The following is a 13,360-nucleotide window of genomic DNA, read 5'->3' as shown; positions in this document are numbered from 1 at the left end:
GATCGTTTCGGATCTCGTCGTTGTTGCAGGTAGGTGAGGCGCCGAGGATGGAGACATGGCAACGACGAAGGAAAACATCATGACGAACCCCATCCCCGAGGAGTACAAGGGCGGCGTTCCCTACCTCAACGTGCACGACGCCAAGGCGGCCATCGACTTCTACAAGAAGGCCTTCGGCGCGGAGGTGAGCATCGAGATCCCACGCCAGGGAGACAAGATCGCACACGCCGAGTTCCGGATCGGTGACGCGGTCTTCATGCTGCGCGACGAATACCCCGAATACCACTTCCGCAGCCCGAAGACGATCGGCGGTACACCGGTCAACCTGCTGGTCTTCGTACCGGACGTCGAGACGTTCGCCGAGCGGGCCACAGCTGCGGGAGCGCGCGTCATCCGGCCGGTGGAGATGCAGTTCCACGGCGATCTGCAGGTCGAACTGGAGGACCCCTTCGGTCACTCCTGGTTCTTCACCAGCCGGGTCGCCGACATGAACGCGGAGCAGTTGAAGGAGACCGCGTCGGCCGTGAACCTCTGAACCGGCCGAGCAGCTGCTTGCTGTACGTGAGGCAGTCCCCGGCGGGAACCAACCGCCGGGGCCAAGGAGTGGTCATGCGAGTTCTTGTCGCAGGGGCCACGGAGTGATCGGTGACGCCCGGTTCCAGCGCATCCGGCACCACGGGAGCGCCAGGTCGACCTGGGTGGTGAGGGTGCGGGGAGCCAGGGAGGCGATGGCGGCGGCCTCGCGGTGGCGCGCGTATACGGTGTCCACGTAGCGATGGCCGGTGTCGGGGGCGATGAAGAGCACCGTCCGCTCCGGGGACTGTTCGCGTTCCCAGCGGGCGGCCAGGTAGGCCGCTCCGGTCGACAGGCCGGCGAACACCGCGTGCCGACGCAGCAGATCGACGCTGCCGGCCAGGGCCGCGTCGAAGGAGATCCAATGGATCGTGTCGTAGGAGGCATGCCTGACGTTGGCGAAGGGGATGGAGCTGCCGATGCCGGCAATGATGATCTCCGGGTCGGCGACGTGCTCCGCGCCGAAGGTGACGCTGCCGAAGGGCTGGACGCCGACGAGTTCGAGGCCGGGGGAGTCGGGCCGGAGACAGCGAGCCAGGGCGCCGGTGGAGGCGCCCGAGCCGACGGCGCCGACGACGGTCAGGTTCTCGGCCCCCGTGGACTGCCGGATCAGGTCGGCCACGGCGGCATAGCCGTCATAGTGGATGTCATCGTGATACTGCCGCATCCAGTGGTAGTCGGGGTGGTCGGCGAGGATCTCGCCGATGCGCTCGACGCGCCGTTTCTGGTCCAGCTTCAGATCGTCGCCGGAGGGCATCTGCTCCAGCGTCGCTCCCAGGACGGTGAGCTGGATGCGCAGGGTGTGGTCGACCGTCGAGGATCCGACGATGTGACAGCGCATGCCGTACCGATGACAGGCCAGAGCCAGGGCGTAGGCGTAGATGCCGCTGGAACTGTCCAGCAGGGTGTCACCCGGCCGGACCTTCCCGGTGTCGAGCAGATGGCGGACCGCGGCGAGCGCGGAGATCACTTTCATGGTCTCAAACCGCAGGCAGATGAGCCGCTCGTCGAGGCGTATCAGGTCCGGACGGCCGATCGCCTCCGCAATGTGCTGATCCATTCGGAAACTCCTTGATCGTCGAGAAGGTGCGGGTGGCAGGCAGACCGTTGCTCTCCAGCGCCTGCAGACAGCGCCGCACCCGGCGCTGCAGGTCCGGGGCGGCGGGGTCAAGGAGCAGCCCGGCCACCGCACCGCTGTGCGCGATCTGCACCCCCAGCGTTCCGAGGCTCCGGGCGATGTCGATGAGGGTGTCGAACTCCGGATGGCGCAGAAGCTGTTGCCCGCGCCGGGCGCTGGCGGTGGCGACCTGGCCGAGCAGGGCGGCATCACCGGTGGCCACGGCCTGCCGAAGCCAGGTGCGCAGCTGTTCGTAGGCGCGCATGTCGTTGTCGTCGTGCGCGCGGGCCGGCAGGGAGAGGGTGTCCACGGGCGCGCCGCCTCCCAGGACGCAGCCCACGACGACGAGAGGCGGCAGACGCGGCCCGAGGACTTCCAGGACGCGGCCCTCACGCTGGGCGAACAGGGTGGGCCGGGCGTCGAGCATCAGCGGATCGCAGGCCAGTTCGGCCCGTACGGCGAGCGCGGCGAGGGTGCCGGGCGGCAGGCGCAGCCGGTAGGCGTCGGCCACCGCCCGCAGCACGGCGAGGACGTCGCTGGTGGAGCTGCCCATGCCCAGGCCTACCGGGATGTCTCCGGTGATCAGCAGGTGCCCGCCGCAGGGTGGCTGTCCGCTCCGGCGCGCGCATTCCAGGACGGCCAAGGCCGCCGCTCGAGCGGCCTTGCTCCGATCGCCGGGCTCAACGGTGATCAGGTCCGGCGGGCTGCCGGGGCGGCGGAGGAACTCGGCCTGGCTGCCCGGCCCGGTCATCGGCAGCGTTACCAGGCCGTGGCACCAACGGCCGGTGCTGTCGCGGAAGACGCCCTGCAGGATCTCACCGTGGTGACAGGAGGCGTGTCCGGTGCCGAGTAAGTCCCGGATCAACCACGGTCTCCCGCTCGGTAGCGGTACAGCACCGTGGGTTCGGCGCTGAACTGCGAGAACGGGAACGGCTCCGCGGACAGGGCGCTCACCCCCGAGCCGAGGAAGGCCCGGGCTATCGCGCTGCCGGTCTGCGCGTAGACGACCAGGGGGATGTCTCGGTCGCGGCAGCGCTCGAGGATGGTGTCGAAGGAGCCGTTGCTCAGCGTCATGCCGGTGGCCACCACCGCCTCAGCGCGCTCCAGCACCCCGTGCATGTCGTCGGTGACGGGATCACCCCACTGGGTCGCCCTGAGGTTGAAGTCGCACGGCAGGGGCTCGCCGCCGCGCTCCCTGATGGCCGCGACCAGTGGGTTGACCACGCCGATGAGGCCGACTCGGGCGCCCTGGCCGATCTCCAGCAGCCCGGCGATGGCGGCGTCGCGGGCCTTGGCCCGGACCTCGGGCGGTCCGGCCGGCAGCGTAACGGGCTCGGCCTCCGCGGCCGAGCGGTGGGGGCGCTGTTCGGCGAGGTAGGCGTCGAGGGCGGCGATCCGGAGCGGCAGCGGTCCTTCGCGCAGCAGGGTGTCGAGCGGGAGACCGGAGAAGTCACGGCAGATCGCAGGGTCGATCTCCCCGGCTTCGAAGGCGCAGCCGCCGAAGGATCCGCCGAGGCGGACCAGGACGTACTGGTTGAGGTAGGTAGTGGCGCTGCCGGCCAGCCGGGTGCCGTGGTGGATCCAGAAGACGCTGGCCGCCACGGTCTCGGCGGGCGGGCGGCCGCGGTCACCGGCCAGGACGGACGCGGTGAGGGCGTTCACGGTCATGAGATTCCTTGTCGGTGAGGGGAGCGCGGTAGGCGATCACGGGATGGCCCAGGGAGTCGGTGGCGAGTTCCGCGTCCACCTCGAAGATCTCGGCGAGGCGGTCGGCGGTCAGGACGGCGGTGGGAGAGCCGGCGGTGACGAGGCGCCCGTGGTGCAGGAGCACCAGGCGGTCGCAGTAGCGGGCGGCGAGCGACAGGTCGTGCAGCACGACCAGCACCGTCTGGTCGGTGCCGGCGAGCAGCTCCATCAGCTCCAGCTGATGCTTGATGTCGAGGTGGTTGGTGGGCTCGTCCAGGAGCAGGCCGTACGGCTGCTGGGCGAGCGCTCGGGCGAGGTGCGCACGCTGGCGCTCGCCACCGGACAGACCGGCCCAGGAACGTCCGGCGAGTGCGGTGAGCCCGACGCGCTCCAGCGCGGCGGCGACGATGGCGCGGTCGGTGGCGTCGGCTCCGTGCCAGCGTTTGTGGAACGGGACGCGCCCCAGCCCCACGACGTCGGCGACCCGCAGAGCCGTCCCGGGCCCGGAGTCCTGCTCCATGAAGGCGATCTGACGGGCGATCCGCCGCGCACTCCAGCCTGCGATGGGCCGGCCGTCGTAGCGGACTGCACCCGCCTCCGGGAGGCGCAGCCCGGCGAGGCAGCGCAGCAGCGAGGACTTACCCGATCCGTTGGGACCCAGCAGGCCGACGGTCTGGCCCGGTTCGATGTCCACGCTGATGTCACGGAGCACCGGGGTGCCCGCGACCGACCAGTTGAGCCTCTCCGCGGTGATCCTCACAGTTCACCCCGTCGGCGCAGCACCAGCAGGAACAGGGGGACGCCGAGCAGCGCGGTGATCACACCGACCGGTAGTTCCCGTGGTGCGAAGGCGACCCGGGCCAGCGTGTCGGTCCACACCAGGAACACCGCGCCGGCGAGCGCCGCGGCGGGCAGCAGCCCGCGGTGCAGCGGCCCGACCAGGAAGCGCATGCCGTGGGGGACGATCAGCCCGACGAAGCCGATGGCGCCGACCGTGGCCACGGCGACCGAGGTCAGCACGGCCGTCACGACAAGCAGCAGCATGCGGCTCCGCCGTACCGCCACCCCCAGCGACGCGGCGGTGTCCGCGCCGAACGCCAGCGCGTCCAGGGAGCCGGCGCACAACCACGCGGCCACCAGGCCGAGCGGCGTGACGATCGCGCAGACCACGACGGCCTCCCATCGGGCCGGGGCCATCGAGCCGAGCAGCCAGTGGGTGATCGCGCGGGTGGTGTCGGCGTCGGCCGAGGCCATCAGGACGAGCGAGGTCAGCGCGGTGAACAGCTGGCCGACGACCACCCCGGTGAGCACGATGCGGACCGAGTCCAGACCGGTACGGCGGAGCAGGGCCAGCAGCAGCCCGAAGGACAGCAGCGCGCCGACGAGAGCGCCCCCGGTGACGCCGAGGGCATGGGTGCCGACGCCGAGGACGACCACGACGACGGCTCCGGTGGAGGCGCCCGAGGAGACGCCGAGCAGGTAGGGGTCGGCGAGCGCGTTGCGGGTGACGGCCTGCAGCACCGTGCCACACACCGCGAGTGAGGCGCCGACCAGGGCCGCCATCAGGACCCGAGGCAGACGCAGGTCCCAGATGAGCGAGTCCACCAGCGGCGGGAGCGGAGCGGCGCCCAGGCCGAGCCGGGCGCCGACTGTCCGCGTCAGGTCGGCCCACCCGATGTCGGCGGTGCCCAGGCGCACGCCGGCCGCCACCGAGGCGGCCAGCGTGAGCATCGAGGCGATCACCAGCAGCGTGGACCGGCCTGTCCGGGGCGCCTCGGTCCTGCCGTCCAGCGGCTGCACGCTGTGCTCTCGGGCCGTCGGATGCAGCAGGTCAGCGGGCATGGCCGAGGTCCTTCATGCCGGCTGCCAGCAGTCCCAGCGCGTGCACCGATCGCACGGAGGGGTCCAGCTCGATGCCCGGCACCTCGATGATCCTGTTGTTGCGGACCGCCGCCAGCTGGGAGATCACCGGTTCGTCGGCCATCGTGGCGCGCTTCTCCGCGGCCGAGTCGCCGGGCCGGCCCCGCTCGGACAGGTCGCCGATCACGATGAAGTCCGGGTCGCGCTTGGCGACCTCCTCCCAGGAGACCTCCGGCCAGTCCTCGTTCACGTCGTCGAAGGCGTTCTTCGCGCCGACGATCCGGCTCATCTCGCTGGGCAGACCGGTCTTGCCCGCGACATAGGGCATGCCGTTGAAGATCGAGTAGAGGAAGACGACGGTGGGCGGGGCGGTGACCTTGGCGCCGCTCTCGCCGGCCCGGGCGACGGCGGCCCGTTGCTCACGGATCAGTCCGGCCGCCCGAGCCTCGGCGCCGAAGACCTTGCCGAGCTGCTCGTAGTCGGAGAAGAGCAGCTCGAAGGGGGTCATGCCGGGCTTGTTCTGCTGGGGGCAGTCCACGGCGCTGACGAAGGTGGGGACCTTGAGCGTGCCGAGTTCCTCGCGGGTGCCCGCCCGGTCCTGGGTGTAGAGGTCAGCGGAGGCGGCCATGACGAAGTCCGGGGTGGCGGCGCGCACCTGCTCACTGGTGGCGATCTTGGGGGCGATGACCGGGATCCTGGCGTACGCGTCCTGGTAGGTCGCGGGGATCTCCGTCTTCACATTGGCCGTCCCGGCCATGCGCTCCTGAAGTCCCAGCTCCAGGAGGATCTCGGTCGAGGTCTGGTCCAGCGCGACGGCGCGCTCGGGGGGCTGGGCGAACGCGAGCGGCCGGCCGCAGCTGGTGACGGTGGCCTGGGCGGTGGGCTGGTCGGCCTGGACCGCCGAACAACCCGTGGTGGTCAGGAGAAGGACGAGGCCGAGGTGACGGCCGAGATGACGCATGGGTGCTCCGAGAGTCGGCGTGGTGTGTGCCAAGATAGCGCAAACGGTAACCATTTTCATTTTAAAATCAGGAGCACCACACCGTGGCAACCAAGACCGATCCCCCCGTCCTGCGTGACCCCGCCTTCCTGCGGCTGTGGGTCGGGACCACCGCCTCCGGCCTCGCGACCTGGGCGCTGCCCTTCGTGCTCGGCCTCGCGGTGCTGCACCGCGAACTCGACGCGGTGGGCCTGGGCCTGGTCCTCGCGGCCCGGACCGCCGGCTTCCTGGCCGCCGTCGCCGTCGGCGGCGTGCTGGCCGACCGCCACTCCCGCCGAGCGGTCGTGCTCTGGTCCGCCCTCGCGGCCGCGCTCGCGGCGCCGCTCCTCGCTCTCGGGCTCGGCCGATCCCTGGTACTGATGGCCGCGGCCGCCGCCGTGGCCGGTGCCGGGCAGGGGGCATGCCGTCCCGCCTTCCAGGCGCTCACCGCTGAGATCGTCGATCCCGGCCGCAGGCAGCAGGCCAACGCCGCCATGACCTTCGCGGTGCGCGTCTCGACGCTGGCCGGCCCCACGCTCACCGCGCTCCTCGCGGCCTACCTCGAGGTCGGCACGCTGCTGCTGGGTATCGGCCTGCTCTGGCTCGTCGCCGCCCTGCTCCCCGGCCGCGGGGCCGCCTCGCCCACCCTGTCCGCCGTGCCCGCGCCGGGCTCTTCCTTCCGCGCCGACTTCCTGGACGGCATCCGCGAGGCTTGCCGTCATCCCTGGTTCCTGGCTGGGCTCGCCGCCCTGACCTCCGTGATCGCACTGGGCTACTCGGCCACCAGCGTCGCCCTGCCTCTGATCAGCCGGGACCGCTACGGCAGCGAATGGGTGCTTGCCGCGGCCATGACCGCCTACACCGTGGGGGCGCTCGGCGGCGCGCTGATCACCGCCCGGTGGCGGCCCCGCGCCCAGGGCTGGGCCGCCTTGGCCGGGCTGGCTGTGTACGGCCTCGCGCCGCTGAGCCTGATGCTGCCCGTGCCCCCGGTGCTGGTGATCGCCGCCTATGCCCTGATCGGCATCGGGATCGAGGTGTTCAACGTGCCGTGGTTCACCGCCATCCAGCGTGAGGTGGCACCGGACAAGCTGGCCCGCGTCTCTTCACTGGACTTCCTGCTTTCGTACGGCCTGGCGCCGGCCGGCCTGGCACTCATCGCTCCGGGCATCGAAGCCTTCGGGGTGACGCCGGTGCTGGCCGTGTGCGCGGCGGTCTGCTTCCTGGCTCCCGCGCTGGCCGCGCTGGTCCCCACGGCTCGTCGCTTCGGCCGTTGACCAGCCTGGTGCGACGGGACAGAGGACCGTGACGCACCAGAAGGTCACGATCCGACCTTGGGCAATGTGGGCGGAGCCAAAACCGTGCTGGACCCTGCGGCCTTCACGTGAGGACACCATGGACCGGCTCCCCGGCCTACCGAGCCCCTCTCCATGTGGGTCTTTGAGCGGGGGGTGCTCAGGGTGCGTATCGTCACCCTGAGCGAGGTCCCGTGGTGGGTGTTACCTCCTCCACTGCTCCGCCGGTGACACACCGGGCAGCGGCGTGCCGATGAGGGCTAGCGGGAGGAAGAAGCAGACCTGGCCGATCGCCATGATGAGCGTGGCGAGCGCCTTGTCGTCGTACTGCTCGGATGCCCGGGCGTACAGCTCGTCGGGGACGCGCTCGCCGGACGCGCTCGGAGTGAGGACGGATTCGACCAGTTCCAGCGCGATCCGTTCGGCTCCGGTGAAGTAGGGCGCGTCCCGCCAGGAGGCCACGGCGGTGATGCTCTCCTCACTTGCGCCGGCCTTGCGGAGGTTGCCGGTGTGCAGGACGGTCAGGTACGTGCTGCCGACGATCTGCCCGGCGCGCAGCTGGACCAGGCTGATGGTGGTCTGCGGGATCATGCCGTTGCCGGTCGCCTTGTACAGGGCGCCGCCGATGTCCTTGAGCTCAGGGACGAGTACGGCGGGGTTGGGCAGGCGCGACCGGTGGTTGTGCTGCTGGGCGGTGGTCATGGTGGTGGTGTTCCTTTCTGAACGGTGTTCCGCCGCTATGACGGCTCGCACGGGGCGAAGGTGACCGGTGAGACGACGGATTCTCACCTCGGGATGCTGTCGAGGGACTCCGCGCTCCGGCTCACGGGGCGCGGCCGCAGGAGGAGGACGGCGGTGAGGATGGCGGCCAGGTAGAACGCACCCGCGCCGAGCATGCCGGCGGTGTAGCCACTGGTGAGCGCGTTGTGCACAGGTGTGCCCTGCGGTTGGTCGGTGGTGGCGGCGGCGATGCCGGCCAGGACGGCCAGGCCGAGGGCGCCGCCGATCTGCTGGCTGGTGTTGACGAGGCCGGAGGCGATGCCCGAGTCGCGCGCGGCGACGCCCTGCAGGACGCGGGCGGCGATCAGCGCGCTCCCGGTGCCGGCCACGCCGCCCAGCAGGAAGACGGCCAGTCCGGCGCGGAACAGCCTGCGCCGGCCGAACAGGTCGCCGGCGCGGCCGCCGGCCAGCTGCGAGCCCACCTGGCCGTCCTGCTCGGCCACCACCACGGCGAACGCCTCGCGCACCTGCTCGAAGCCGTCTGCCACCGTCCCGTGAACATCCGTCCTGCTCATCGTCAGCAACCTTCCGTGAGTGTCGGTCGCCGGCATGACGGATGGTGCGGGGAAAAGGTGACCGGTGCGTTTCGCGGTCACCTTTCACCGGTTTGACGCGTCACCGGTATGACGTTTGCCGATGGAGAGGATTGCGACCGTGACACCCCATGACTTCCTGGCCGTCCAGTTCGAGGGGCACCGCCCCCATCTGAGGGCGGTCGCCTACCGCATGCTCGGCTCGCTGACCGAGGCCGAGGACGCGGTCCAGGAGGCATGGCTGCGGCTGGCGCGCTCGGACTCCGGTGACATCGACATCTGGGTGGCTGGCTGACCACCGTGGTCGGCCGAGTCTGCCTGGACATGCTCCGCGCCCGCAAGGCCCGGCGTGAGGAGTCGCTGGAGGACCGCCTGCCGGATCCGGTGATCAGCCGTGAGGACGTCACCGATCCGGAGCAGGAAGTGCTGCTGGCCGACTCGGTGGGGCTGGCGCTGCTGGTGGTACTGGAGTCGCTCACCCCGGCCGAACGGCTGGCGTTCGTGTTGCACGACATGTTCGGCCTGCCGTTCGAGCAGATCGCGCCCATCGTGGACCGCACCCCGGCGACGGCCAAGAAGCTCGCCAGCCGCGCCCGCCGGCGGGTCCGCGGAGCGGCCCCGGACCCCGACTCCGACCTGGCCGATCAGCGCCGGGTGGTGGACGCGTTCCTGACCGCCGCGCGCGGTGGCGACTTCGACGCGCTGGTGTCCATCCTCGACCCCGACGTGGTGCTGCGCGCCGACGGCGGGATGCTCACCAACGGCATGAAGGTCATCCGCGGGGCCGCGGCCGTGGCCGGACAGGCCGCCACCTTCCAGCGCATGGCCACCAGCGCCGCCGCCTACCCGGCGCTCATCAACGGCCTCGCCGGTCTGGTCAACGCCATCGACGACCAGCTGATCTCCGTCATGAGCTTCACCATCGCCGGCGGCAAGATCGCCACGATCGACATCCTGTCCGACCCCGACCGGCTGGCCCGCCTCGACCTCACCCGCGTTGAGCCGTGGTCGCCGGCCCGCGCCGACAGTGCTCCGTCGCCGGCGCCTCGGATGGAGGGCCCGTCACGAGACGGACGCAGAGGGGCTTGACTCTTACACCGTGTCAGGCGGCACGGTGTAGGGCCATGTCTGTCACCTATGTCGGCTCCGGGCCGTACTGCTACGCCAACTCCCTCGCGATGATCCTCGGTGTCGAGGCGCCGTCTCCCGCCGTGATCGAGGTCCTGACGGGCTCCCCGTACGGGATGCAACTGATCGGCGGGCGGCTTCCGCTGTTCGACCCGTTCGGCTGGGACCCCGAGATCGGGCTGGATGCCGCGATCGGCCTGCTCGGCTGGGAGTGCGAGCGCCTGGACGGAGGAACGGCCGCAGCGGCGCTCGACCGGCTGCGCCGCGCCTGCCAGGACGGCCCGGTGCTGGCCGGGCCGCTTGAGCTCGGCCTGCTGTCGTACCAACCAGGGTCGGGCAGGGCGGTTGGCGCCGACCACTATGTGGTCGTACTGGAGGTGGGCGACGACACCGTGCTCGTGCACGACCCGCAGGGCTACCCGTACGCCACGCTGCCGGTCGACGCCTTCGCCGAGGCGTGGCGCGGGGAGCTGATCTCCTACCTGCGGCGACCGTTCCGGATGCGGCACGGGTTCACCCGGCGGGAGCAGGTCAGCGCGGAGGACGCGTTGCGGCGCTCCCTGCCCGCCGGGCCGGCCTGGCTGGCCGGACGGACGGACGTGGAGGTCTCTCCCGGCACGCTGGGGCAGGCCGAGGCCGCCGAGCGCACAGCCCGGTTGGTGGAGGAAGGGCTGGACCCCGAGATCAGGATGTTGTGGCAGGCGTTCGCGGTGCGGGTAGGCGCCCGCCGCCACAACGACCTGGCGGTCAGCCTGGCGTCCCTCGGCCTCGACGCGGGCGCGGCCGTCGCCGCGGAACAGGCCCGCATCGTCGGTGGCCTGCAAGGTCCGCTCGTGTCGGGCGACGACATGGCGCTCGCGGCCGGCCTGCGCCGATTGGCTCCGACGTACGAACGGCTGCGTGCCGCCCTGATCGCCGGTGAGGGAGCGTCCCGGAATGCCGGAACGCCTTCTCGGAGGAGTTGACCCCGACACCCTGCTCACCCTGCTTCCGGAATGACGCAATTCCGGAAGCAGACTCCGGCAAGGCCAAATACCATTCCCGGCTGCGCGGCTACCTGGCCTGGCTCTCCGACCAGGTAGCCGCGCAGCACGGTCGGATGGGCAGGGCCCGGGGGACCGTATCCGGTGCGCATCGGGTCAGCCTGGTCAAGCCCGTCCGGGATTGTCGGTGAATTCGCTGGTGGCAGGTGCCGAACGCCGGGGTGTTTTGTGCACACAGGTCGGGAAGGTGTCCCTCCAGTGCGGCCTTCCGCCGGGTCGAAAGCTGCCGGACCTCCGTGATGGAGATCGATACGGCGGCCGGACCTTCGAGGGCATCGCTGCCCGGGTCGCTCGGCGCATCCTCGCCATGGCTGCCGACATCCGGCACAACCACACGACCGGCGCCCCCGTCCTGCGGTCCCTGATCGCCTACGATCACTGACGAACGGTCTGGATTCGCGCGGTCGCGGTCGCCACAGCCACCGTCCTGCCGTCGGGGCCGATGAGCTCACCGGCGAGAAAGCACACCTCCTTGCCGCGCTGCACGATCCGTCCGCGCCCCAGAAGCCGTCCGGGACGGGCGGGACGGAGGAACTGAACATGAAGATCGAGGGTCGGCGCGAACTGGCCTTCCGGCAACGTCGCGACCAGCGCCGGACCCAGGGTGTCATCGAGCATCGCGGCCAAGAACCCGCCCTGGATCACACCGACAGGGTTCGCGAACTGATCACCCGCCTGAAATGCCACCTCGATAGTCCCCTGCTCTGGATCCACCCCGACCAGTTCCCAGCCCAAAGTCACCGCTGCAGGAGGCGGTGGGACCCGCCCCGCCTGCACATCCCAGAACAGCCCACGTCTTTGCGTATCCATCTCCATGAGCCACATTGAACAGGCCGCCACCGACAGCTTCGGGAGGCGGCTCGCCCGTGCCTGCACTGCCCCGCAAGATCGGCAGGCGGCCCACCACCAACCACATCGGAGCTACTCGTCCAGTTCCCGGGATGTCCGGTCTACCCATGGGAATGCGGACTTCCACAGGGATCGGGCCGTCCTCAGCCGTCGTCGAGCAGGCCGGACAGGCCGATGAGCATGCCGAGCAGGACGTCGAGGTTGCCGATCACGTCGGCCAGATGCATCCGGTAGGGGGCGTCCCCGCCGAGCCGGGCGGCTTCAGCGGCGTGCCCGGTGTCGGTGCCGGTGCCGTCGTACATGCCGAGTGCGGCCAGGGCGGCGGCGAGCTGGGCGGCGGAGGCAGGCGCACCGCGCGGTGGGGGAGGGCTCACCGTACGGCGGGGGAGGTCTATCGGCATCCACCGTAGAGGCGGCGGAGGCGGGCATCAGGGGTTTCGAGCGTTTCGAGCGGAGCCCTACGCGCGGGCGTGCGAGAAGGCGGGTGCTACCACTGCAGGGTGATGCCGAAGTCGACGCCGAGCAGGAGGCCGTCGGTCTGCCGGCTGATGTCCAAGATCCGTTTGAGGGTGCCGTGGACGTAGACCAGCGACAGGTGCCTGCCCAGCGCCGCGGTGCTGCGGTGGGCCTCGGCGAGGGCGTGCACGCCGTCCAGGTCGCAGAAGGTCAGCCCGGCCACGTCGACCACCAGGCGGACCTGGCCGCGCGCGACGGCGTCGGCCACCACCTGCCGCAGCAGGTCCGCCGACAACGCGTCGAGGTCCCCGGTGATGGTGATCACCGAGCAGCTGCGGTAGTCGGTCGCGCTCACCGAGAACCTGGTCACGAGCCCGTCCAGGATGGGGACGCCGTCGGTCGACGCACCTTCTCAGCGTAGGCCGGTGCCTCTCGGGGGCCGGTGAGCGGCCCCGGCCGGGTAGAGCGCTGAAGGCCGCATCGGGCCTTGCGACCTACTCCTCCGTCCCCGCGTCAGGTCCGGCAAGCGGCGCTTACCGCGGCAGCCCAGGCGCTGTCGACCCTGGCGCGGGAGACGGTCGAGCTGCTGTCCGGGACGCTCGCCGAACGCATCCGTGAGTGCGCGAGCGACGGCTGTCCGCTGGTGTCCGTCGACACCTCCAGGCCCGCTGCCCGCCGCTGGTGCGCCATGGAACGTTGCGGCAACCGCCACAAGCTCAGGGCACTACGCGCCCGGCGGGCCACGGACCGCTGATCTCGGTCGTCCAGCGATCGACCCGGATCCGATCGACCACGGCCGGCCCCGTCCCGAGCACGCCACTTATCTCCGGCGCCGCTGCCGGACCAAGTCCGCGGGACTGCCGGCAGTGGCCCGGCCGCGTACCCGAGCTGGGTGACCGGGCTTGAGCAGCAACCACTCGGCCAGTGGCGTCAGCGGGCCGCCCGCAGCGCATCCCTTGCGGCCCCGCCCGGGGCAGGGGTGGGCGCGGACTCGGGCGGGCCGTACGGCATGCGCAGACATCCGATCTGCTCAGGATGTCAACAGGTATCTGTGGCAGGTCTAC

The 13,360-nt window shown here is 71.0% G+C and carries 15 protein-coding genes and 2 pseudogenes; 6 read left to right on the top strand and 11 right to left on the bottom strand.

Annotation, left to right across the window (positions count from 1 at the left end):
- The first annotated feature begins 79 nt into the window (after nucleotides 1-79).
- Nucleotides 80-535: a VOC family protein gene (locus J2S55_RS43205; RefSeq protein WP_306873410.1), complete on the top strand. Its 456-nt coding sequence runs from the start codon at nucleotides 80-82 to the stop codon at nucleotides 533-535.
- A gap of 72 nt (nucleotides 536-607) precedes the next feature.
- Here the strand turns inward: J2S55_RS43205 and J2S55_RS43200 are convergent, their stop codons facing one another.
- The 6 genes from J2S55_RS43200 to J2S55_RS43175 are packed head-to-tail and all read right to left on the bottom strand — an operon-like array spanning nucleotide 608 to nucleotide 6,197.
- On the bottom strand, nucleotides 608-1,633 hold the full coding sequence (locus J2S55_RS43200; RefSeq protein WP_306873409.1) for a pyridoxal-phosphate dependent enzyme: 1,026 nt from the start codon (nucleotides 1,631-1,633) through the stop codon (nucleotides 608-610).
- The gene (locus J2S55_RS43195) at nucleotides 1,554-2,555 is read right to left on the bottom strand and encodes a GHMP family kinase ATP-binding protein (protein ID WP_306873407.1); all 1,002 of its coding nucleotides are present in this window, start codon (nucleotides 2,553-2,555) and stop codon (nucleotides 1,554-1,556) included. The genes J2S55_RS43200 and J2S55_RS43195 overlap by 80 nt, the downstream gene beginning before the upstream one ends.
- A complete protein-coding gene (locus tag J2S55_RS43190) occupies nucleotides 2,552-3,358 on the bottom strand; it encodes a Rossmann-like domain-containing protein (RefSeq protein ID WP_306873405.1) in 807 nt (268 codons plus the stop codon). Before J2S55_RS43190 ends, J2S55_RS43195 begins: the two co-directional genes overlap by 4 nt.
- A complete protein-coding gene (locus J2S55_RS43185) occupies nucleotides 3,318-4,136 on the bottom strand; it encodes an ABC transporter ATP-binding protein (protein ID WP_306873403.1) in 819 nt (272 codons plus the stop codon). The genes J2S55_RS43190 and J2S55_RS43185 overlap by 41 nt, the downstream gene beginning before the upstream one ends.
- Nucleotides 4,133-5,218 carry a FecCD family ABC transporter permease gene (locus tag J2S55_RS43180; RefSeq protein ID WP_306873400.1) on the bottom strand — a complete coding sequence of 362 codons (1,086 nt, stop codon included), beginning with the start codon at nucleotides 5,216-5,218 and terminating at the stop codon, nucleotides 4,133-4,135. Before J2S55_RS43180 ends, J2S55_RS43185 begins: the two co-directional genes overlap by 4 nt.
- Nucleotides 5,208-6,197 (bottom strand): ABC transporter substrate-binding protein, encoded by a 990-nt coding sequence (locus J2S55_RS43175; protein ID WP_306873398.1) that lies wholly within the window; start codon nucleotides 6,195-6,197, stop codon nucleotides 5,208-5,210. Before J2S55_RS43175 ends, J2S55_RS43180 begins: the two co-directional genes overlap by 11 nt.
- Before the next feature lie 83 nt (nucleotides 6,198-6,280).
- On the opposite strand from J2S55_RS43175, the gene J2S55_RS43170 reads away from it, so the two are divergent.
- The gene (locus J2S55_RS43170; protein ID WP_306873396.1) at nucleotides 6,281-7,489 is read left to right on the top strand and encodes an MFS transporter; all 1,209 of its coding nucleotides are present in this window, start codon (nucleotides 6,281-6,283) and stop codon (nucleotides 7,487-7,489) included.
- Between the two features lie 222 nt (nucleotides 7,490-7,711).
- Here J2S55_RS43170 and J2S55_RS43165 read toward each other — a convergent pair whose 3' ends face one another.
- Both J2S55_RS43165 and J2S55_RS43160 read right to left on the bottom strand, forming a co-directional pair.
- On the bottom strand, nucleotides 7,712-8,209 hold the full coding sequence (locus J2S55_RS43165) for a carboxymuconolactone decarboxylase family protein (RefSeq protein WP_306873393.1): 498 nt from the start codon (nucleotides 8,207-8,209) through the stop codon (nucleotides 7,712-7,714).
- 83 nt (nucleotides 8,210-8,292) lie between these two features.
- Nucleotides 8,293-8,802: an MFS transporter gene (locus J2S55_RS43160; RefSeq protein ID WP_306873391.1), complete on the bottom strand. Its 510-nt coding sequence runs from the start codon at nucleotides 8,800-8,802 to the stop codon at nucleotides 8,293-8,295.
- A gap of 139 nt (nucleotides 8,803-8,941) precedes the next feature.
- Between J2S55_RS43160 and sigJ the strand changes: the two are divergent.
- The 3 genes and pseudogenes from sigJ to J2S55_RS48695 all read left to right on the top strand — a co-directional run.
- Nucleotides 8,942-9,810: pseudogene (gene sigJ, locus J2S55_RS43155) on the top strand (RNA polymerase sigma factor SigJ); the annotation flags it as partial.
- A gap of 134 nt (nucleotides 9,811-9,944) precedes the next feature.
- A complete protein-coding gene (locus J2S55_RS43150; RefSeq protein ID WP_306873388.1) occupies nucleotides 9,945-10,913 on the top strand; it encodes a YobF C-terminal domain-containing protein in 969 nt (322 codons plus the stop codon).
- Nucleotides 10,914-11,235: 322 nt separating this feature from the next.
- Nucleotides 11,236-11,373 (top strand): annotated as a pseudogene (locus tag J2S55_RS48695) (IS982 family transposase); the annotation flags it as partial.
- Here J2S55_RS48695 and J2S55_RS43140 read toward each other — a convergent pair.
- The 3 genes from J2S55_RS43140 to J2S55_RS43130 all read right to left on the bottom strand — a co-directional run bounded on the left by J2S55_RS43140 (nucleotide 11,367) and on the right by J2S55_RS43130 (nucleotide 12,666).
- Nucleotides 11,367-11,807 carry a PaaI family thioesterase gene (locus J2S55_RS43140; RefSeq protein ID WP_306873386.1) on the bottom strand — a complete coding sequence of 147 codons (441 nt, stop codon included), beginning with the start codon at nucleotides 11,805-11,807 and terminating at the stop codon, nucleotides 11,367-11,369. The pseudogene J2S55_RS48695 and the gene J2S55_RS43140 sit on opposite strands and share 7 nt — an antisense overlap.
- Before the next feature lie 176 nt (nucleotides 11,808-11,983).
- On the bottom strand, nucleotides 11,984-12,241 hold the full coding sequence (locus J2S55_RS43135; RefSeq protein WP_306873384.1) for a hypothetical protein: 258 nt from the start codon (nucleotides 12,239-12,241) through the stop codon (nucleotides 11,984-11,986).
- A gap of 86 nt (nucleotides 12,242-12,327) precedes the next feature.
- Nucleotides 12,328-12,666: an STAS domain-containing protein gene (locus tag J2S55_RS43130; RefSeq protein ID WP_306873381.1), complete on the bottom strand. Its 339-nt coding sequence runs from the start codon at nucleotides 12,664-12,666 to the stop codon at nucleotides 12,328-12,330.
- 117 nt (nucleotides 12,667-12,783) lie between these two features.
- Here J2S55_RS43130 and J2S55_RS43125 point away from each other — a divergent pair, with 117 nt between their 5' ends.
- A complete protein-coding gene (locus tag J2S55_RS43125) occupies nucleotides 12,784-13,050 on the top strand; it encodes a CGNR zinc finger domain-containing protein (RefSeq protein ID WP_306873379.1) in 267 nt (88 codons plus the stop codon).
- Nucleotides 13,051-13,360 lie beyond the last annotated feature (310 nt).

The sequence above is a fragment of the Streptosporangium brasiliense genome (assembly GCF_030811595.1).
Classification (GTDB): Bacteria; Actinomycetota; Actinomycetes; order Streptosporangiales; family Streptosporangiaceae; genus Streptosporangium; species Streptosporangium brasiliense.
The sequence above is the reverse complement of the archived record's forward strand: the minus strand, read 5'-3'. Positions and strand labels throughout refer to the sequence as shown.